General features: G+C 69.8%; 13 protein-coding genes and 2 tRNA genes. 8 read left to right on the plus strand and 7 right to left on the minus strand.

Annotated elements, in window-relative coordinates; translation table 11 throughout:
* Positions 1-382: 382 nt before the first annotated feature.
* The 5 genes from IHV25_RS04890 to IHV25_RS04910 all read right to left on the minus strand — a co-directional run bounded on the left by IHV25_RS04890 (position 383) and on the right by IHV25_RS04910 (position 2,240).
* Positions 383-459 (minus strand) — tRNA-Arg (locus tag IHV25_RS04890).
* An 81-nt stretch (positions 460-540) separates the two neighbouring features.
* Positions 541-840, minus strand: coding sequence for an NADH dehydrogenase ubiquinone Fe-S protein 4 (locus IHV25_RS04895; RefSeq protein WP_192533997.1), 300 nt, complete (start codon positions 838-840; stop codon positions 541-543).
* Between the two features lie 82 nt (positions 841-922).
* Positions 923-999: transfer RNA gene (locus tag IHV25_RS04900), tRNA-Pro, on the minus strand.
* A 175-nt stretch (positions 1,000-1,174) separates the two neighbouring features.
* A complete protein-coding gene (locus tag IHV25_RS04905; protein WP_192533998.1) occupies positions 1,175-1,504 on the minus strand; it encodes a hypothetical protein in 330 nt (109 codons plus the stop codon).
* 67 nt (positions 1,505-1,571) lie between these two features.
* Positions 1,572-2,240: a DUF192 domain-containing protein gene (locus IHV25_RS04910; RefSeq protein ID WP_192533999.1), complete on the minus strand. Its 669-nt coding sequence runs from the start codon at positions 2,238-2,240 to the stop codon at positions 1,572-1,574.
* 155 nt (positions 2,241-2,395) lie between these two features.
* Here IHV25_RS04910 and bioB point away from each other — a divergent pair, with 155 nt between their 5' ends.
* From bioB to addA, 8 genes are all read left to right on the plus strand, one after another.
* A complete protein-coding gene (gene bioB, locus IHV25_RS04915; protein WP_192534000.1) occupies positions 2,396-3,364 on the plus strand; it encodes a biotin synthase BioB in 969 nt (322 codons plus the stop codon).
* Complete coding sequence (gene bioA / locus IHV25_RS04920) at positions 3,361-5,550, plus strand: adenosylmethionine--8-amino-7-oxononanoate transaminase (protein ID WP_192534001.1); 2,190 nt, start codon at positions 3,361-3,363, stop codon at positions 5,548-5,550. Before bioB ends, bioA begins: the two co-directional genes overlap by 4 nt.
* The gene (locus IHV25_RS04925) at positions 5,540-5,965 is read left to right on the plus strand and encodes a hypothetical protein (RefSeq protein ID WP_192534002.1); all 426 of its coding nucleotides are present in this window, start codon (positions 5,540-5,542) and stop codon (positions 5,963-5,965) included. Before bioA ends, IHV25_RS04925 begins: the two co-directional genes overlap by 11 nt.
* Before the next feature lie 95 nt (positions 5,966-6,060).
* Entirely contained in the window at positions 6,061-6,816 is a 756-nt protein-coding gene (tsaE, locus tag IHV25_RS04930) for a tRNA (adenosine(37)-N6)-threonylcarbamoyltransferase complex ATPase subunit type 1 TsaE (protein ID WP_338048586.1), read from the plus strand.
* Positions 6,813-7,883 (plus strand): aminoglycoside phosphotransferase family protein, encoded by a 1,071-nt coding sequence (locus IHV25_RS04935; protein WP_242018817.1) that lies wholly within the window; start codon positions 6,813-6,815, stop codon positions 7,881-7,883. The genes tsaE and IHV25_RS04935 overlap by 4 nt, the downstream gene beginning before the upstream one ends.
* Before the next feature lie 163 nt (positions 7,884-8,046).
* The gene (locus IHV25_RS04940; protein WP_192534003.1) at positions 8,047-8,799 is read left to right on the plus strand and encodes a nucleotidyltransferase family protein; all 753 of its coding nucleotides are present in this window, start codon (positions 8,047-8,049) and stop codon (positions 8,797-8,799) included.
* A 176-nt stretch (positions 8,800-8,975) separates the two neighbouring features.
* On the plus strand, positions 8,976-12,083 hold the full coding sequence (gene addB / locus IHV25_RS04945) for a double-strand break repair protein AddB (protein ID WP_192534004.1): 3,108 nt from the start codon (positions 8,976-8,978) through the stop codon (positions 12,081-12,083).
* Entirely contained in the window at positions 12,073-15,615 is a 3,543-nt protein-coding gene (addA, locus tag IHV25_RS04950) for a double-strand break repair helicase AddA (protein WP_192534005.1), read from the plus strand. Before addB ends, addA begins: the two co-directional genes overlap by 11 nt.
* A gap of 307 nt (positions 15,616-15,922) precedes the next feature.
* Here the strand turns inward: addA and IHV25_RS04955 are convergent, their stop codons facing one another.
* Together IHV25_RS04955 and IHV25_RS04960 are read right to left on the minus strand one after the other, a co-directional pair.
* Entirely contained in the window at positions 15,923-18,511 is a 2,589-nt protein-coding gene (locus IHV25_RS04955; protein WP_242018818.1) for a DNA translocase FtsK, read from the minus strand.
* Positions 18,508-18,951, minus strand: coding sequence for a PAS domain-containing protein (locus IHV25_RS04960; RefSeq protein ID WP_192534006.1), 444 nt, complete (start codon positions 18,949-18,951; stop codon positions 18,508-18,510). Before IHV25_RS04960 ends, IHV25_RS04955 begins: the two co-directional genes overlap by 4 nt.
* Between the last annotated feature and the right edge of the window lie 75 nt (positions 18,952-19,026).

The raw sequence follows: 19,026 nt of genomic DNA on the forward strand, positions 1-19,026 counted from the left end.
GCACCTCCCACGGGGGCCGCGCCCGCCTGTCCTGGCGCTGGTAGTCCCCTGTTCCGGGGCTCCCGCCCCGGACCTCGCACCGGAAATCCGCCCCCGCGTCCCCGCGGGTCTCCCTCCCTCCCCTGCACCTCCCCGCCCCGACCCAACCGGTGTCAGACCTGCCTGCGTGCCATCCGCAGCGAAAACACAGGCAGGCAGCCGCCCCGCCCCTGCCGGGCGGCAACGCGGCAAGCGCGGGCGAGCGAAGCCGTCCGCTGGCCGAAAGGCACGGGTTCCGGGGAGTTCAGGGGAGTCAGGGGATGAGGGTGTCTAACTTTTCGGAAAAGGGTGTCTAACCGGCATCCGGTTTTGTGCGCAACAGCCCATAACCCCTTAAGAAGAATGGTGCGCCCTACAGGATTCGAACCTGTGACCTACGGCTTAGAAGGCCGTTGCTCTATCCAGCTGAGCTAAGGACGCATATCGGGGTCTGTCCGAGCGGGAAGACCCGGCGGGGCCGGGTCAGCCGGGCCGCACCTTAAACGGATGCGGCGAACAGTTTCAAGACACTTTTCGGAAGGCGAAGTTGTCGGCGTACGCGCGCTGGCGGAAGGCCCGGGTCTGCACCGGGAGTTCCTCAACCACAAGGCGGTGCTTGCGCGCATAGTGGAGCGCCTGGTCGCGGGTCTCAAAGCGGAGCGTCACCTGGCGCGCCACGTCGCGGGAGCCGCACCAGCCGGTCAGCGGATCGTTGACGCGCTGCCCGGTGGGCTCGAAGGTCAGCTGCCAGAGGCGGCTGTTCCCCGATGCGGACTGGGCCACACTGACGGACGGACGGGAAAGGCGGACACGTCGGGTCATAACAGTTCTCCAGCCTGGCGCAGGCGCCCCCTGTACCGGGAGCCACGACCAGGGCGAAACGGTGGGGGTCCGGCCCCGGTACTGGTCGGGGCGAGAGGATTCGAACCTCCGGCATCCAGCTCCCAAAGCTGGCGCTCTACCTGGCTGAGCTACACCCCGACGGACGCTATTTCTTAAAACCTGTGTCCGGTGTTTGCAAGCAAAAGGACGCCCGGCGCGGGCAGGCAAAACGACGCCCGGAGCGGGCAGGCAAAACGACGCCCGGAGCGGGCCGGCAGCTCGAGCCGGGCACTGGCCTGAAAAACCGCGCGAGACGCAGGCGGACAGAAGGCTCTCAGCCGCGCCGCCGCCCGCGGGCCTGCTCCAGAAGACGGGCGGCCCCGGTGCTCATGCGGTAGATGTAGGGGAAGTCGATCCGGAAGCCCTCGGACGGATGGCGGTCCGCCTTTCCCGCCCACATGGGCTCCCCCACAAGAAGCTGGCGGCGGATCATCCGGTCCACCACCGCCCCGTCCCCCACAAAATGGCCCGAGCGCACATCGACGATATTGATCTCGGGCCAGAGGTTGTCGCCGGGGCGAAGGCCCGGAAACGGGGTGCCCTCAAGAATGCGGCACTCCTCCTCGGTCAGGGGTTCCAGATCGGCGGTCTCCGTTTCGGACATCGGAAGGGGTCTCCTGCTGGGACAATCTCCCCGGGAGGGATGCTCCCGGGCGGGCGGGCGCGCCGGCTCAGGGCGCGCTGTCGGGGTGTGAACGCACGCGGGAGGCGGGCCCCGCGTCGGGTGACGGAACCGGCGGCGGGCGGCGGCGCATGTCCTCGGGTGTCGCCCCCAGAAGCGGATGGAGCACCCGGTCCCCGGGCTCGATGGACAACAGATCGGTGGTTCCCGCCCCCAGTTCCAGCACCGCGCGGGCGGGCTCGGGGGACATGATCAGCATCTCGCTCTCGGGAGTCGTCTTGCGCACGATGTGAAGGACAATGCCGTCACGGCTGAGAAACAGCATGTCCAGGGAGATGGGCGTGTTTTTCATCCACATGGTCCGGGGCTGGTCGTCCTCCCAGACGAACAGCATGCCCTCGTCCGCGCCCAGGCTCGTGCGGTACATCAGCCCCAGGGAGCGCAAGGTGGGGGTCGTGGCCTCCTCCACAAGGAAGGGGAGCTTGCGACCGTCCCAGCACTCGATCAGCAGATCGGACTTCTCGAACGGGCTCAGAACCTCGGGGGCAGGAGCGGGGGCGCCCGTCCCGGTCCCGGCTCCGGCATCAGCCCCGGAGCCCGAGCCCCGGGCAGACGCGGCACCGGGTGCGCAGGCAAGGGCCGCGCACAACAGGACGGCAGGGGCCGACCTGCGGGCCGCCTCCAGCGCCCGGAACCCCAAAGACCGTGAGTGTGCCATGGATGCCTCCCTGTGTGTGCACCGGCGGTCGGGACAGCTTTTGCGGCAGAACCGTGATATTGTCCCGCAGCGGATCACGCTCCCTTGTTTATCGCCTCCGGGTGCGCTACCTCAAGACCGGATTTCCCCAAAAAAAATACCGGAGCACACCAGCCATGCCCAGCCTTCTGGACACGACAACGCATAAGGACCGTACCGGCCTGTCGCGGGATGGTGCACTGAAACTCGCCCGGGACACGGATCTCGACGCGCTGCTGGACAGCGCCAACGCTCTGAGAATCCAGAACTTTTCAAACCGGATCGAACTCTGCGCCATCATCAACGCAAAAAGCGGAAACTGCAACATGGACTGCCGTTTCTGCTCCCAGGCGAAGGGGTCGCAAGCGCCCATCGCCACGTTCGACCTGTACGAGGAGGAGGAGCTCCGGGAACGGCTGTCCGCTCTCGGACGCCTGCCGGTGACCAACATCGGCATTGTGACCAGCGGCAGCGCGCTTTCGGGCGCCGAGTTCGAGCGGGTCCGAAGCATCATCGAGACCCTGCCCGCCGAGCTCCAGGGGCGGGTCTGCGGCTCTCTCGGGCGCCTGGACCAGGAGCACCTCGAGAGCCTCAGGGACGCGGGCATCTCCCGCTACCATCACAACATGGAAACCTCGGAACGCCACTACGCCGAGATCTGCACCACCCAGACCTGGGAAAGCCGGATGCGGACCGTGCGCCGGGCCCTGAAGACGGGCATTCCCGTGTGCTCGGGGGGCCTGTTCGGCATGGGCGAGACCTGGGAGGACCGGATCGACCTTGCCTTCCGCCTGCGTGACGAGGGCGTGGACAACATCCCCGTCAACTTCCTGACGGCCCACTCGGGCACGGCCCTTGGCGACATGCCGAAGATGGCCCCCGAGGAGGCCCTGCGCATCATTGCCCTTCTGCGCCACATCCTGCCGGCGGCCACCTTGCGCATCTGCGGCGGCCGCCCGGCGGTTCTGGGAGACCGCCAGAGGGACATGTTCCGGGCGGGCGCCAACGCGCTCATGACCGGGGACTACCTCACCACCCGGGGCTCGGCCCTGGTCGAGGACCTGGACCTCATCGCAGGCCAGGGACTGGAGGTGGCCACCCCATGAGGGGCGTGATTGTCACAGGCACGGACACGGGGGTCGGCAAGACCCTCGTCACCGCCGCCCTTCTGCGCGCCCTGGCCACGGTTCTGCCGGAGGGGACGACCCTGCGCGGCGTGAAGATCGTGCAGACCGGTGTCGCGCCGGAGGACGGGGACCGGCACGCGGACGCGGCCGTCTACGGGCAGGCCACCGCCGCCCTGGTGGCTCCCGCCCGGTGCCTGCCCCCGGTGACGCTGCACCGCTTCGCGCTGCCCGCCTCACCCCATCTGGCCGCCCAAAGCGAGGGCCAAACCCTGGATGTGGAGAGCCTGAGCCGGGAGATCGCGGAGCTCGCCGCCTCCTGTGATGTCCTGGTGATCGAGGGGGCCGGTGGACTGATGGTCCCCCTGAACGACCGGGAAACCCTGCTGGACCTGATGAGAGCCCTGGACCTGCCGGTGGTGCTTGTGGCGCCGAACCGGCTGGGCACCATCAGCCAGACCCTGGTGGCCGCCGACACCCTGGCCCGCCACGGGCTTGAGACCGCCGGAATTGTGCTGAACCGCCCCGGGCCCGGCGAGGCACCGGAAGACGACACGGCTGCCCGCGTGCGCGACCACAACCGCGAGGCCATTGCCCGGCACTCGGGACTGGGGGACCGGGTTCTGGAGATCCCGTTTCTGGATCCCCTGCCCGACCACCTTTCGGCCCCCCGTTCTGCACCGAACGGGACCGGCGCCGGGGCGTCCTCCGGCAGTGACCGCGACAACGGCCGGACGGCCGGCAGCGAAACGGGCGCCGGGGCCGCGGGCACGGATCCCCTTGCGGCCCTTCTGGAGCCCCTGGCCCGGGCTCTTGTCCGTCCGCAGGCCCCCCCCCGCACCGGCGAGTTGGCGTCCTTCGACCGCGATCACCTCTGGCACCCCTACACCTCGAGCACCCACCCGCTTCCGGTGTTTCCCGTGCGCCGCGCGGCAGGCACCCGCATCGTCCTTGAGGACGGGCGCTCCCTGGTGGACGGCATGTCCTCCTGGTGGTCTGCGGTGCACGGCTACTCGCACCCGAAGCTGGTGCGAGCCCTGCACCGGCAGGCGGCGCGCATGTCCCACGTGATGTTCGGGGGCCTGACCCATGACCCGGCGGTCTCCCTGGGGCAGAGGCTCCTGTCCCTGGTTCCCCCGGCGCTGAACCGGATCTTCTATGCGGACTCCGGCTCGGTGGCTGTGGAGGTTGCCCTCAAGATGGCGCTCCAGTACCGCATGAGCCGGGGCGAAACCGGCCGGAACCGGTTCCTTGCGCTTAGGGGCGGCTACCACGGAGACACCACCGGCGCCATGTCGGTGTGCGATCCGGTCACGGGAATGCACGGCCTGTTCACCGGGCTTCTGGCCCGGCAGGTGTTCATCGAGCGGCCGTCCTGCCGCTTTGACGCCCCCTTTGATCCCGCCAGCCTGGAGCCCCTTCGTACCGCCCTCGCGCAGCACGGGGACACCCTGACAGCGCTGATCGTGGAGCCCGTTGTCCAGGGCGCCGGCGGCATGTGGTTCTACCACCCGCAGTGGCTCCGGGAGGCCCGGGAGCTGTGCTCGCAGCACGGCCTGCTGCTCATTTTCGACGAGATCGCCACCGGCTTCGGCCGTACCGGCGAGATGTTCGCCCTCCGGCATGCGGACGTGGTGCCCGACATCCTGTGCCTGGGCAAGGCGCTCACCGGCGGCACCATGACCCTTTCCGCGACCCTGTGCACCGACGACGTCGCGCAGACCGTCTCACGGGACGGAGGCTGCCTCATGCACGGCCCGACCTTCATGGGCAACCCGCTGGCCTGCGCCGTGGCCGAGGCCAGCCTGTCCCTTCTGGTGTCCGGCCCCTGGCAGGAAACGGTTCGCGACCTGGAGCGGCTCCTGCGCCAGGAACTGGAGCCCCTGGCCGCCCTCACGGGCACGGTCCGGGACGTGCGGGTTCTGGGCGCCATCGGCGTCGTGGAGCTGGAACACCCCGTGGACATGGCGCCCCTCCAGGCCTTTTTCGTTGAGAACGGAGTCTGGATCCGGCCCTTCGGCCGCCTGGTCTACGTGATGCCGCCCTTTGTCTCCAGCGCCGACGACATCGCCCGCCTGGGCGCCGCGATCCGGGCCGCCGTCACGGCCGAGGCCCGCCAGCCCGGCACCTTCACCCGCCCGGCACCGGGAGCGTCCGATGGCTCCTGACAGCGACGACGATGAGCTGGACCCCTGCGTCCTGCAACGTGCCCTTGGCCTCCTGTCCGAGCGGGGATACGGCCCGGCCCGGAACCGGGGCACCGCGGCAGCCAGCCTGATCCTGGACGGGGTCACGCTGGACAGCCTTGTGGAACTGGGGGAAAGTCGGGGAGCCACGGGGATCCGGCGACGGCTCCGGCGCGGCGTTCCGGTCTCGGACATCCCGGCGTATCCGTTCCTGATCGTCTTCAAGGACCGCTCCGCCGCCCTTGTCGAGGGAATCACCGGGGGCCCGGACGGCAGCGCCGCCACCTTCCTGATCCGGGAGGAGCGCGACGACGGGACCACCGCCGACGGCCCCCTGTCCATGGACTGGGACGATCTGGAGGCCGTGTGGGAGGGGGACGCGCTGTTCTACCTCTAGAAAGGGCCCGGCGGCTGTGAGACACTGCCGCTCCGGGCACGCTCGGACGCACCCGGTCACGCTGACGGGACCGCACCCGGCGCCCGGAAAGGCGGGTGGCCGCCAGCGCACCCACCCAAAGCCCCGCCAACAGGCTCAGCCATAATCAGCGCAAGCGCTGGCCCCAGAGCGCCAATGCCCGACACCACGCCCACCGCCGTTCGGCGAACCAGTCCGCGCCTCCCGGCGCCATCACGCCGCGCCGCCCTACACGATCACCCGCCGCGCCCGCACCAGGGCTCCCGCCTCCCAACGCCCCCTCCCCCTACTGCTTTTTGGACCTGCCCATGCTGCCCGAGACCACGCCCCCGCCCCGTCCCCGCCTTCTCCTGCCGGACCAGGACGCCACCGAGCGGCTGGGCGCTGTGCTGGCCCGCCACTCCCGGCCGGGCGACGTGTTCGCCCTGTGGGGTGACCTCGGCGCGGGAAAATCCACGCTGGCCCGGGCCTTTGTGCGGGCCCTGACCGGACCGGACGAGGACGTTCCCAGCCCCACGTACACCCTGGTCCAGACCTACGAGCCCCACGATCCGGAGCGCGCCCTGATCTGGCACTTTGATTTCTACCGCCTGGAGGATCCGGACGAGGCCCCGGCCCTGGACATCGATGATGCCTTCAGCCTGGGGGTGTCGCTCCTGGAATGGCCCGGACAGCTGGGCCCCCACCTTCCGTCCCGGCGCCTTGATATCGTTCTTGATCTTTCCCCGGACGGAGCGGACAATCCCGGTTTGCGCACGGCAACGCTCGAGCCCCACGGGGCGTCCTGGGCGTCCCGGCTCCCGGTTCTCCTGACGGCTTTCGAGGACACATGATGGAAAACGCCGCCCTTCTGGCAGACGACCCGGCAAACGGGGACGAGGAAACGGACCGCATGGACGAAATCGCCGCGTTCCTGGCCGACGCCGGCTGGGGAGCGGCCCCGTGCGTCCCCCTGGCCGCGGACGCGAGCTTCCGGCGCTACTTCCGCCTGGTCCGGCCGGACGGGGCCCGGGCCGTGCTGATGGACGCCCCTCCGCCGCTGGAGGACGTGCGCCCGTTCATGCACCTGTCCGCCCACCTGACCACACTGGGGCTCTCGGTGCCCCGGGTCAGCGCCTCGGACACGGACGCGGGCTTCCTGCTGCTGGACGACCTGGGAGACGACACCTTCCGGGTGCTCCTGAACGCGGGCCGCGATCCGGAGGCCCTGTTTGGCCTGGCCGTGGACGCCCTTGCTTACCTCCACGGCCTGCCTCCGGAGCGGTCCATCCCGGCCGACCTGCCCGCCTATGACACCGCGGCCCTGACCCGGGAGGCCATGCTCTTTGCCGAGTGGTACCTTCCCGCGGTGGGCATGCCCCCGTCTCCCGGCGCGCTTGCGGACTTCCGGGATATCTGGGCCAAACTCTCCGATGCGGCAAACGATGTGCCCCAGACCCTGGTGCTGCGGGATGTCCACGTGGACAACCTGATGCTGAAGGCCGGGGAAACCGGGCTGCGCCAGTGTGCCTTCCTGGACTTCCAGGACGCTCTGGGCGGGCCGGTAACCTACGACATCATGAGCCTCCTCGAGGACCGCTACGACCTGCCCGCCGTGGTCAAGCAGCGGCTCCGCCAGCGCTACCTGACCGGAACGCAGCGCTCCCTGGATCCGGAGACCTTCGAGACCAGCTACGCCATCCTCACGGCCCAGCGGCACATCAAGGTGATCGGGGTCTTCACCCGGCTGGACCGGCGGGATTCCAAACCCGCCTACCTGCAGGACATCCCCCGGCGCTGGAGGCTCCTGGACGCGGCCCTGGGCCATCCGATCCTGTCCGAGCTGGCCGACTGGATCGCCACCAACGCGCCCGCGCCCGACGCCCGCGCCGTCAGCCCGCACGACACAGCCGCACCCTGACCCCGTTCCAGGATTTTTTGGCCTTTCCGGTACCCGCGCACCCGGACACCCCAGTGGTGTCCGGAGGCGGTCCTGTGTTCGGGAAACTCATCTTGCGCCCGCGCCACAGCCAACCCTATTATCGGTGTTTGGAGGCGAAACAACTAAAAGAAAGGGCCGAACCATGACACGCAGCTCCACCGCACACGTCCCCCGGAAGGCGATGATTCTGGCCGCCGGACTGGGCACCCGCATGCGGCCGATGACCGAAAGCCTGCCAAAGCCCATGGTTCGCGTGTGCGACAAGCCTCTGATTGACTGGTCCCTGGATCACCTGGAAAGCGCCGGTGTCGAGGAGGCGGTTGTCAACGTCCACTACCTTGCGGACATCCTTGTCGCCCACCTGAAGAACCGCGAGGAGCGCCCGCGCGTGGTGTTCTCGGACGAGACCGACCGCCTGATGGAAAGCGGCGGCGGCGTGAAAAAGGCCCTGCCCCTTCTGGGTGACGATCCGTTCTTCGTCATCAACTCGGACATCATCTGGCTCAACGGAACCCGGCCCGCGCTTCAGCGCCTGGCCGACGCCTGGGATCCGGACACCATGGACGCCCTTTTGCTGCTCCAGCCGCTGGCCGGAGCCCACGGGTACACCGACAAGGGCGACTTCGAGATGGATCCTCTGGGTAAGGTCCACCGCCGGAAGACCGGCCAGATGGCGCCGTTCGTGTTTGCGGGGATCCAGATCCTGCACCCGCGCCTGTTCAAAGACACCCCGGACACCCCGTTCTCCCTGAACGATCTTTATGACCGGGCCCTGAACGACCAGCGCCTTGGCACCATCGCCCATGACGGCGACTGGTACCACATCGGCACCATGCCCTCGCTGAAGCTGGCCCAGGACGCCCTGTGCCGCAAGCGGATGCCCCGCGGCCACTGACACCCGCACCCCGGTGCACACCCATCCCCGGGACCGGATCCCGGGGACACCGGCGCGGTGGGCTCCCCTTGTCCCGGACAGGACGGGGACGACGTTTTCCTCTTGAAGAACCGGGCCGTTCCCCCGGACAATGGGCCTCCGTTGTTCCGAACCCGGTCCCTTCACAGGTGGACAGTATGCCCCTTCGTGTCGCCTCGATCCCTGCCAGCCTGCCCTTTCTGGACACGCTGGCGGCCTCGCTTCCCGCTCTCCTGGGAACCGAAGCCGCCGATGCGGATCCCCTGGGCGCGACCCGGGCCACCTTGCTTCTGCCCACCCGCCGGGCCGCCCGGGCCATGCAAGACGCCCTTTTGCGCCAGTCCGGGGGCAAGGCCATCCTCCTGCCCCGCATTGTGCCTCTGGGCGACGTGGCCGAGGACGAGGCCCTGTTTCATGACTCCCTCTCGGGACCGGCGGCCACCTCCCTTGCGGGACTGCCGACCCCGGTCACGGACGTGGAGAGGCTGTGCCTGCTGGCGCGGCTGATCATGGCGCGGGATGCGGCAATCTCTCCGGCGCAGGCCCTGGCTCTGGGCTCGGAGCTGGCCCGGCTGATCGACCAGGCCCACACCGAGGGCGCCAGCCTGGACGCCCTTGCCAGCCTGGTGGACCGCAAGCCCGAGTTTTCCGAGCACTGGCAGAAGACCCTGGACTTCCTGGACGTGATCACCACCGTGTGGCCCGGGATCCTGAGCGCCCGGGGCTGCGTGGATCCGTCCTTGCACCGGAACCTGGTCCTCCGGGCCCAGGCCGAGGCGTGGACACGCTTCCCCCCGGACACCCCGGTGATTGCGGCCGGCTCCACGGGCTCCATTCCCGCCGCTGCCGACCTGATGAGGGTGGTGGCGGGGCTCCCCAGGGGGCTGGTGCTGCTGCCCGGCCTGGACCGGACCATGGACGATGACAGCTGGGCCGCCCTGGAGGACACCCACCCCCAGGCGGGACTGAAGGGGCTTCTGGCCCGCTTCGGGGTGGAGCGGCAGGAGGTCCGGGATTTCCCCTCCCCGACCGGGTCCTGGTCCCTGAGCGCGCCCCCGTCCCCGTGCCCGCCCGCATCGGCGTCCCCCGCGCCCCCGTCCCCCGCATCCGCCCGGGCGAGGGAGGCCTTTGTCTCCCATGCCTTTCGCCCGGCCCGGACGACGGACGTCTGGCGGTCCCTGGAGCCGGACTCCCTGCACGGGGCGCTGGACGGCGTCACCCTGATCGAGGCCCCGGGCCAGCGGGAAGAGGCGGCCGCCATTGCCCTCGTGATGCGCGAGGTTCTGGAAACCGAAGGCCGGACCGCCGCCCTCATCACGCCGGACCGGACCCTGGGACGGCGGGTGGCCGCGGCTCTGGACCGCTGGTCCGTGACCATCGACGACAGCGCCGGAACCCCGCTGGGCAACACGGCGCCCGGGCTGTACCTGCGGCTGGGAGCGCGGGCCGTGGCCTCGGGCCTGGCCCCGGTGGCCCTTCTCGCCTTTCTGGAGCACCCCCTTTCCGCCCTGGGGGAGGCACCGGGGCGCTTTCGCACCCGGATCCGGCGCCTCAACCGGGACGTCCTGCGCGGCCCCCGCCCCGCCCCCGGACCGGCGGGCCTGGAGGCCGCCATCGGCGCCCTTGGGGATCCGCGCACCCGCACCTCGCTTCAGAGCTGGCTGGAGCGCTTCACGGACGCCTGTGGGCCGTTCCTCTCCCTTTTCCAGACACCCCGGGCCGAGGGCAAGGCGCTTCTGGACGCCCACGTGGCGTTCGCCGAGGCCATGGCCGCAGCCCGGATCGACGGCGAGCCGGTGGCCGGCGCGGACCGCCTGTGGGCGGGCGAGGCGGGAGAGACCGCCGCCCCCCTGCTTGCGGACCTGTCGGCTGCCCTTGAGTCCCTGGGCCCCATCCGGCCCGCGCACTACCCGGCGCTTCTGGACTTCTTCCTGAGCTCGGCCGTCGTGCGCCCCCGGCGGGACGTTCACCCCAACCTGGCCATCTGGGGCCCGCTGGAGGCGCGTCTCCAGCGCCCGGATGTGCTGATCCTGGGAGGGCTGAACGAGGGCACCTGGCCCTCGTTTCCCGACACCGGGCCCTGGCTCAGCCGCCCCATGCTGGCCAGCCTGGGCCTGCCCCAGCCCGAGCGCGCCACGGGCCTGTCCGCCCACGACGTTTCCCAGGCCCTGCACGCCCCCGAGGTGATCCTCAGCCGCTCCCGGCGGGTGGAGGGCTCGCCGTGCCTGCCGTCGCGCTGGTGGGTCCGCCTGGAAACCACCGCCCGGGCCGCGGGGCTGGCCGAAGCCTTCGAGGACGCGCGTCGCCGGGGCACGGTCTGGCTCGACCTGGCCCGGCAGCTTGAAATCCCCCAGGGGCCGCCCCGGCGCACAGGCCAGCCCCACCCCTGCCCTCCGGTGGCCGCCCGGCCGAGAAAGCTGCCCGCCACCCGGATCGAGACCTGGATGCGCGATCCGTACGCCATCTATGCCCGCTACATTCTGGGACTGGACGAGCTGGACCCGCTGGAGGCGGACCCGTCGCGCGCCACCTATGGCTCGCTGGTGCACGCGATTCTGGAGGACTTCGTGACCGAGTGCCGCCACGCCCTGCCCGAGAACCCGGAAGCCCGCCTTCTGGAGCTGGGCCGGGCCCGGTTCCAGGATCCGGCCCTGCCGCCGGGTGTCCGCGCCATCTGGGAACCGCGCTTTTGCTCCATCGCCGCCTGGTTTGCCGACCAGGAACGGGAGCGCGCGCCGAAAGTCACCGTGCGCCTGGCCGAGCAGGCCGGGCAGATCAGCATCGAGGGCCCCGCCGGACCGTTCACCCTGTCGGCCATTGCGGACCGCATCGACGTCATGAGGGACGGAACCCTGGAAATCATCGACTACAAGACCGGCACGCCCCCCTCCACCCGGGAGGTCTGGGCCGGCTACGCCCCCCAGCTGGCGCTGGAGGCCGCCATCGCCCTGGCCGGAGGTTTCGGGACCGTGGGGACTGTCCCGGGCATCTCGGACCTCGCCTTCTGGCACCTGCGGGGCGGCCGTCGCCCCGGGGAGGTCCGCAGGCCTCTCACCCTCGACAGGAAGACCAAGACCCCGGCCGACCTGGCCACCGAAGCCCTGGAGGGCGTGCGGGGCCTTGTGGCCGCCTTCGACAACCCGGACACGCCCTACATCGCGCGTCCGCACCCGGGATACGCGCCCCGGTTCAACGCCTACCAGCATCTGGCCCGGGTCGCCGAATGGGCCAGTGACGAGGACGGGGAGACCGGCGATGGGGACTGACAGTACTGTGACCCTGCCCCTGGAGCGGGCCGCCCGCGCCCAGCGCCAGGCCTCGGACCCGCTCGCCAGCGTGTGGGTGGGCGCCAGCGCGGGCACCGGAAAGACCAAGGTGCTCACGGACCGGGTTCTGCGCCTCCTGCTGAACGGCACCGACCCCAAGCGGCTGCTGTGCCTGACCTTCACCCGGGCCGCCGCTGCCGAAATGGCCGGACGCATCTCGGGTGTCCTCGCGGACTGGACCATCCTGGACGACGCGGGGCTGCGGGCCCGGCTGACGGACCTTCTGGGGCGGGAGCCGGACCCGGACACTCCCGGGGACGCGGACCTGATGAGGCGGGCACGCCAGCTCTTTGCCCTCACCCTCGATACCCCGGGCGGCATGCGGATCCTGACGATCCACAGCTTCTGCCAGACGGTCCTGAAGCGCTTCCCCCTCGAGGCCGGCGTCCCTCCCCACTTCGAGATCCTCTCCGAGCGCGAGGCGCAGGCCCTGAAAACCGGTGTCCGGGAAAACCTGGCCCACGTCATCGACCGGTCCCGGGACGAGGCTCCCGAACTTGTCGATGCCTGGACCACGTTATCCCTGCAACTGGACGAGGACCGCTTCCAGAGCCTTCTCGGGGAGCTCATGACCCGGCGCGATGCGCTCGAGTCCGCCCTGGCCGAGCACGGGGGCATCGACGGGCTTGTGGAGGCAATTTTTGAGGCCATGGGGCTGGAGCCCGGGGACACCCCCGAAGCCCTGGTGCGGGCCGCCTTCGCGCCCGACGCCCTGGACCGGGACAGCCTGAGGGATGTGGCCCGGGCCATGCTGGAGTGCACCACCTCCGCGACAGATTCCGCGAAGGGCCAGCGCCTGCTGGAGTTCCTGGCCCTTGAGCCGGACGCGCTGGACGTGGCCGGGTTCGACGACTATGCGGACGTCTTCGTGACCAAAACATCGGGCGAGATCCGCAAGACCCTGTGCACCAAGCCCACAGAGGACCGCGCGCCCGGCAGCCGGGCGATCCTGGAGACCGAAGCCCGCCGCGTGCTGGAGCTGTCGTCCCGGCTGCGGGCCGCCTCGGTGGCCTGTTCCAGTGCGGCCCTGTTCCGGGTGGCCTCGGTCATGCTGGGGGACTACGCGCGGCAAAAACAGGCGCTCGGACGCCTGGACTACGAAGACCTGATCCTCTCCACCCGGCGCCTGCTCACCCAGCGCCACGCGGCCGCCTGGGTTCTCTACAAGCTGGACGGGGGCCTTGACCACCTGCTCATCGACGAGGCCCAGGACACCAGTCCGGAGCAGTGGTCCATCGCCCGGATGCTGGCGGACGCCTTTTTCGACGACCTCACCCGGTGGGATGCCGAACAGCCGCGCACCATCTTCGCCGTGGGAGACCGCAAGCAGTCGATCTACGGGTTCCAGGGGGCGGATCCCCGGGTCTTCGACGCCATGCGAAACCACTTCGCCGACCAGATCGAGGCCCTGGAGGGGCGCTTCGAGACGGTTCCCCTCAACACCTCCTTCCGCTCCAGCGAGCCGGTGCTGACCCTGGTCAACCAGGTCTTCCGTACCAGCCCCGCCCGGGACGGCGTGGCCGAGCCCGATGAGGACATCACCCACCTGTCCGCGCGCACCGGCGACGGAGGCCTTGTGGAGCTGTGGCCCTGCATTGTCCCCGCCGGACAGGAGCCACCCCTGCCCTGGAAACCGCCGGTGGAGGCTCTGGCCGGAGAGAGCGCCCGGGGGCGGCTTGCGTTCGCCGTCGCCTCGCGCATCCGGCGCATGATCACCTCCGGCGAGGTTCTGGAAAGCCGCGGCCGCCCCATCGGGGCCGGGGACATCATGGTTCTTTTGCGCCAGAGAAGCGGGTTCGAGAACGATCTGGTCAGCGCCCTGAAGGCTCTGGATGTTCCGGTGGCGGGCGTGGACCGCATGATGCTGCTGGACCAGATTGCCATCATGGACCTGATGGCCCTGGGCAAGGTCATGCTTCTGCCCGAGGACGACCTGTCCCTGGCGGCGTTCCTGAAAAGCCCGCTGGGGGGCGTCTCGGAGGACGAGCTGTTCGAGCTGGCCCATGGGCGGCGCCGGGGCGAGCGCCTGTGGAGCCGTCTGCGGCTCCGGGCGGGGACGGACACCGCGAGCGGCCGGGCCCTGGCCTTCCTCGAGCCCCTGCGCGCCATTGCGGCCCGGGTCACCCCGTATGCCTTCTACTCCCACGTTCTGGACGGCCCGCCGGCGGGACGGACCGCGCTCCTGTCCCGCCTGGGGGCGGAGGCCGAGGACGCCATCGACGAGTTCCTCGCCCTTGCCCTGTCGTTCGAGCACACCGAGGTTCCGTCGCTTCAGGGCTTCCTGCACTGGACCGAGCGCGGCGAGGCCGAGGTCAAGCGCGACCTGGACCAGGGGGCGGCGTCTGCGGTGCGGATCATGACGGTTCACGGCTCCAAGGGACTGCAGGCGCCCATCGTGTTCCTGCCGGACACCTGCACCCTGCCCAGGGGGCTCCAGACCCTGTTTTGGACCCGCAGCCGGGACGGACGCCCCGTGGGCCTGTGGTGTCCGCGCGCCGCCGACCGGGAGGAGCGCATCCAGGAGCTGTATGACGAGGCCGCCCGGGAGCGGAGCCACGAGTACCGCCGCCTGCTGTACGTGGCCATGACCCGGGCCGCCGACCGCCTGTATGTGTGCGGCTGGAAAACCCGCCAGACCCGCAAGGACGCGGAAACGGAAAGCTGGTACGCCCTGACGCGCAGCGCCATGGAGGACATCGCCACTCCGCACGAGGACGAACACCTGGTCCGGGACGGCCTGCCGACGGAGCCGGTCCTGCGCTACGAGCGCAAGCAAAAACGCGAGGTGGCCCCCACCCCGGCGCCCGCCGCAGCCCCCGCCGTCCCGGCGCCCGTGTGGCTGCACCGCCCGGCGCCCCAGCCCCGCCTGCCGGGCATCCCCCTGCGCCCGTCCCAGCTGTTTGACGAGACACCGCCCTGCCGCTCTCCCCTCGAGGCCGAAGCCGGCGGTGCCAGCCGCTTCCAGCGGGGCCGCCTGATCCACCGTCTGCTTCAGATGCTGCCGGACTTCCCCCCCAGCGAGCGCGAGGCGGCCGCCGTCGCCTGGCTGACCCTGCGGGGCCAGGACCAGAGCGCCGAGGACGCGCATGCCCTCGCCCGGGAGGTTCTCGCGGTGCTGGAGGACCCCTCCTGCCGGATGCTGTTCGCGGACGGCTCACGCGCCGAGGTGCCCCTGACCGGCCGGATCGGAAACCACGTGGTCAGCGGGCAGATCGACCGCCTTGCCGTGACCGGAACCGAGGTCCTGGTGGCCGACTACAAGACCAACCGCCCGCCCCCCAAAACCGCCGACGGCGTGGCGGTGGCCTATCTCCGCCAGATGGCCGCCTACCGCCGGGTGCTCGAGGACATTTTCCCGGAAAAAACGGTCCGCTGCTTTATCGTGTGGACCGACGGGCCACGGCTTATGGAACTTCCGGCCGAACGCCTGGACGAGCAGGTTGCCCGCCTGTTTGCCCTGGGCGGAGCCTGAGCCCGCGCACGCGCACCCGGCGTCCGCATGCGCAACACGGCAGCCGGCGAACGTAAACGATCAGCCGGGGCAGCGGGCCAGAATTTGGGGAAAGACGGGCACCGGGCCTGGACGGGGGTGGATACGCCCCGCACAGACCCCCGCGATCAGGCGGGGGCCCGGAAGGGATCCATGGAGCGCCAGAGTGCGGCGTCACGGTGTCGCGCCACGGCGTCACGGCTTCAGGGCATCCCGGAGCCCCGGCCGGCCGCGCATGCGCCGAAGCGGAACGCGGGCCGAACCGGAGGGGAACCGGAGGCGCGAAGGCTCAGCCCTCGCGTCCGGCGAAGTAGCTGCGGGCTCCGGGCAGGATTTCCCGCTTGCCCACGTGGTTGGGCGCACTGACCACACCCTCGTTCTCCATCCGCTCCACCAGGCGGGCGGCCCGGTTGTAGCCGATCTGGAGGTGACGCTGCACGAAGCTGACCGAGACCTTGCCCTCGCGCAGGATCACGGCAATGGCCTGGGAGTAGAGATCCCCGTCCTCGCCATCGTCGGTGAAGCGCTCTTCCAGGGGCGAGCCCCCGTTGCCGTTGGGACCGGACAGGTCCAGCGGCTCGCCGTCCTCATCCTCGGTGACGGCATAGACGTAGTCCGGCTGCCCCTGGGCCTGGAGATAGGCCACAACGCTCTCCACCTCGTGGTCCGAGACAAAGGCGCCGTGAACCCGGGAGATCTTCCCGCCAGCGCGCATGAACAGCATGTCGCCCTGCCCCAGAAGCTGCTCGGCACCGGACTCACCCAAAATGGTGCGGCTGTCGATCTTGCTGGTGACCTGGAAGCTGATGCGCGTCGGGAAGTTGGCCTTGATGGTCCCCGTGATCACGTCCACGCTGGGACGCTGGGTGGCCATGATCAGATGGATGCCCGCCGCCCTCGCCATCTGGGCCAGGCGCTGGATCAGGGTCTCGATTTCCTTTCCAGCCACCAGCATCAGGTCGGCCATCTCGTCCACCACCACCACGATGCAGGGCAGCGGCTCGAGCTGGACGATGCGGTCCTCGAAAATCGGCTCGCGCTTTTCCTTGTCGAAGCCCACCTGGACGCGGGAGGTCACCTGCTCGCCGCGGGCGTTCAGGTCCGCCACCCGGGCGTTGTAGCCATCCAGGTTGCGCACCCCCAGAAGGGCCATGGCGCGGTAACGGTTCTCCATCTCGCGCACGACCCACTTCAGGGCCGAGACCGCCTTGTGGGGATCGGTGACCACGGGTGTGAGAAGGTGCGGAATGTCGTCATAGACGGACAGCTCCAGCATCTTCGGGTCGATCATGATCAGACGGCACTGCTCCGGCTCCAGGTGGTAGAGCAGGGACAGGATCATGGCGTTGATGCCCACCGACTTGCCCGACCCCGTGGTCCCGGCAATCAGCAGGTGGGGCATGCGGGCCAGATCCACGACCACGGGCTCGCCGCCGATGTCCTTGCCCAGGGCCATGGGCAGGCGGGCGCGGGACTCGCGCCAGGCGCGGGAATCCAGGATCTCGCGCAGGTAGACCATCTCCCGGGTTTCGTTCGGCAGCTCGATGCCGATGACCGAGCGCCCCGGAACCAGGGCAATACGGCACGTGACCGCGCTCATGGATCGGGCAATGTCATCCGCAAGGTTGATGATGGTGGAGGACTTGGTTCCCGGCACCGGCTCCAGCTCGAACAGGGTCACGCAGGGTCCGGGACGGACCTCCATGATCTCGCCGCGCACACGGAAGTTCTTGAGCACGGTCTCCAGCTTGGCCGCCTTGCCCGCCAGTTCGTTTTCGTCGCTGTCCCCGGCCAGACGGTCCTCGGGGGGCGAGGACAGAAGGGCCACGGACGGACGGGGCAACGGCGCAGGCGTACGGGCCGTCGCCGCCCCGGACGCGGAGGCCGAAGCGGACTCGGGTTCCGGCGCGGAGGCGGCTGCCGAGGCGGTTGCGGGAGCCTCCCCGGTCGTGGCGGCGCTGCCCGCTGCCTCGAACAGCTCCTCAAGGGAGCCGGGGTCCGCAGGCGGCTCCGGAATGAACGGCGTGTCCACATCACCGGCGACGGCGGCCTTGGGATCCGTGGCCCCGGCCCGGCCCCGCTGGGACACGGGCGGCGGCGCAAAGGCCCACATCCGCTCCTCGTCGATGGGGTCGGCCTCCGAGCCATCCGGGCTCCCGGCGTCCTCGGCGTCCGGGAAGTCCTGCCCGTCCGCATCCGCCCCGTCGTTTTCTGTGGAGGCGGCAAAGTCCGCGGGGAACGCGCCCACCTCACCGGACCCGGCCCCTGCGTCCGCCGAAAGGCCACCCTCGGCGTCGGCAAGGTCCGCATCGTCCGGCGAGGGGATATCCCCGTCACGGTTCGCGTCGTCCGGGTCGTCCTGCGGATCAAGACCAAAGGCGTCGCCTGCAGGCAGCGCAAACGAGCCGAAGCCGCACGGCATCAGGCTGGCCTCGACCTGGCCCGCCGTCACGCCGCCCAGGATCTTGGCGGCCAGGGGTGCGTTGCCCCGTACCCCGGACCAGGAGGCGGTGCTGGTGTCGGTGGTCTCGAGCCACTGCCCCCCGAAGGCCGAGTCATCGCCGACCTCGGGCTCGACGTCATCCCTGCGATGGTCGCGGTCCCTCTCGGCCCACTCGATCCCGGCCACGAAGGCGTAGGCGATGGCGGCAGCCGTGGCCTCGTCGTCCGTTCCGGTTCCCCAGATGGCGGCGACCTGGGGACAGCCCCGGTCAACCTCGATAAACCACTCCCGGGTGTCCGCCGGCCACTCGGTCAGGTGGAGGGCAAACGGCCGATCGTTCATGGCACACCAGAGGTTGAACTCGTCCGCTGCCGATCCCTTTTCCGTCGGGGGCAGCGAAGACGCCGTATCCTCAGAACCCGTGTTTCTCATCATGACACCCTGTAAGCGGCAACCAGGAGTTTCTCCACCTCGCCGCCATGCGAAAGGAAGGGAAGGACAAGGCGTTCCCAGGTCTGCTCCTCGCCGTCGAACAAGGCGGTGTAGGTGCGGGACACGGGGGTCTGCTCCTGCCTCACGGTCTCGTATTCCTGAAGGAGGATGTTACGCTGGGCCGCGGGCAGGGAATCGATGGACTTGCCCACCTTGTCGCCGTCGAAGATCTCGGCGTACCCGGCGCTGTAGTAGCCGTACACGTACTGGCCGTCCGGCGTGACCTTGATCACGGCCAGGTTCTTGAGCCAGGGGCGGAGATCCGCCGGGTCCACGTCCACAGCCATGGGGATGGCCCCGCTGTGACACAGCTCGCGCCATTTCTCGTAAAGACGCTTCAAATCCGGCGTGCGCAACACTGGAGAATTGCTGTTTTCCGTCATGGGAGCCCCGAAGCTGGACAATGTGGGAGGGATGCGTTCCTTGGTTATCGGGGAATGCGCCCCGGATTGCAAGAG

Origin of the sequence: Phaeovibrio sulfidiphilus (assembly GCF_014861485.1) — a bacterium.
GTDB lineage: Bacteria > Pseudomonadota > Alphaproteobacteria > Rhodospirillales > Rhodospirillaceae > Phaeovibrio > Phaeovibrio sulfidiphilus.

Excerpts from the sequence above, each read along its gene's own strand:
- IHV25_RS04895 (WP_192533997.1), bottom strand. The coding sequence starts at position 840 with ATGACCCGACGTGTCCGCCTTTCCCGTCCGTCCGTCAGTGTGGCCCAG.
- IHV25_RS04905 (WP_192533998.1), bottom strand. The coding sequence starts at position 1,504 with ATGTCCGAAACGGAGACCGCCGATCTGGAACCCCTGACCGAGGAGGAG.
- IHV25_RS04910 (WP_192533999.1), bottom strand. The coding sequence starts at position 2,240 with ATGGCACACTCACGGTCTTTGGGGTTCCGGGCGCTGGAGGCGGCCCGC.
- bioB (WP_192534000.1), top strand. The coding sequence starts at position 2,396 with ATGCCCAGCCTTCTGGACACGACAACGCATAAGGACCGTACCGGCCTG.
- bioA (WP_192534001.1), top strand. The coding sequence starts at position 3,361 with ATGAGGGGCGTGATTGTCACAGGCACGGACACGGGGGTCGGCAAGACC.
- IHV25_RS04925 (WP_192534002.1), top strand. The coding sequence starts at position 5,540 with ATGGCTCCTGACAGCGACGACGATGAGCTGGACCCCTGCGTCCTGCAA.
- IHV25_RS04935 (WP_242018817.1), top strand. The coding sequence starts at position 6,813 with ATGATGGAAAACGCCGCCCTTCTGGCAGACGACCCGGCAAACGGGGAC.
- IHV25_RS04940 (WP_192534003.1), top strand. The coding sequence starts at position 8,047 with ATGACACGCAGCTCCACCGCACACGTCCCCCGGAAGGCGATGATTCTG.
- addB (WP_192534004.1), top strand. The coding sequence starts at position 8,976 with ATGCCCCTTCGTGTCGCCTCGATCCCTGCCAGCCTGCCCTTTCTGGAC.
- addA (WP_192534005.1), top strand. The coding sequence starts at position 12,073 with ATGGGGACTGACAGTACTGTGACCCTGCCCCTGGAGCGGGCCGCCCGC.
- IHV25_RS04955 (WP_242018818.1), bottom strand. The coding sequence starts at position 18,511 with ATGATGAGAAACACGGGTTCTGAGGATACGGCGTCTTCGCTGCCCCCG.
- IHV25_RS04960 (WP_192534006.1), bottom strand. The coding sequence starts at position 18,951 with ATGACGGAAAACAGCAATTCTCCAGTGTTGCGCACGCCGGATTTGAAG.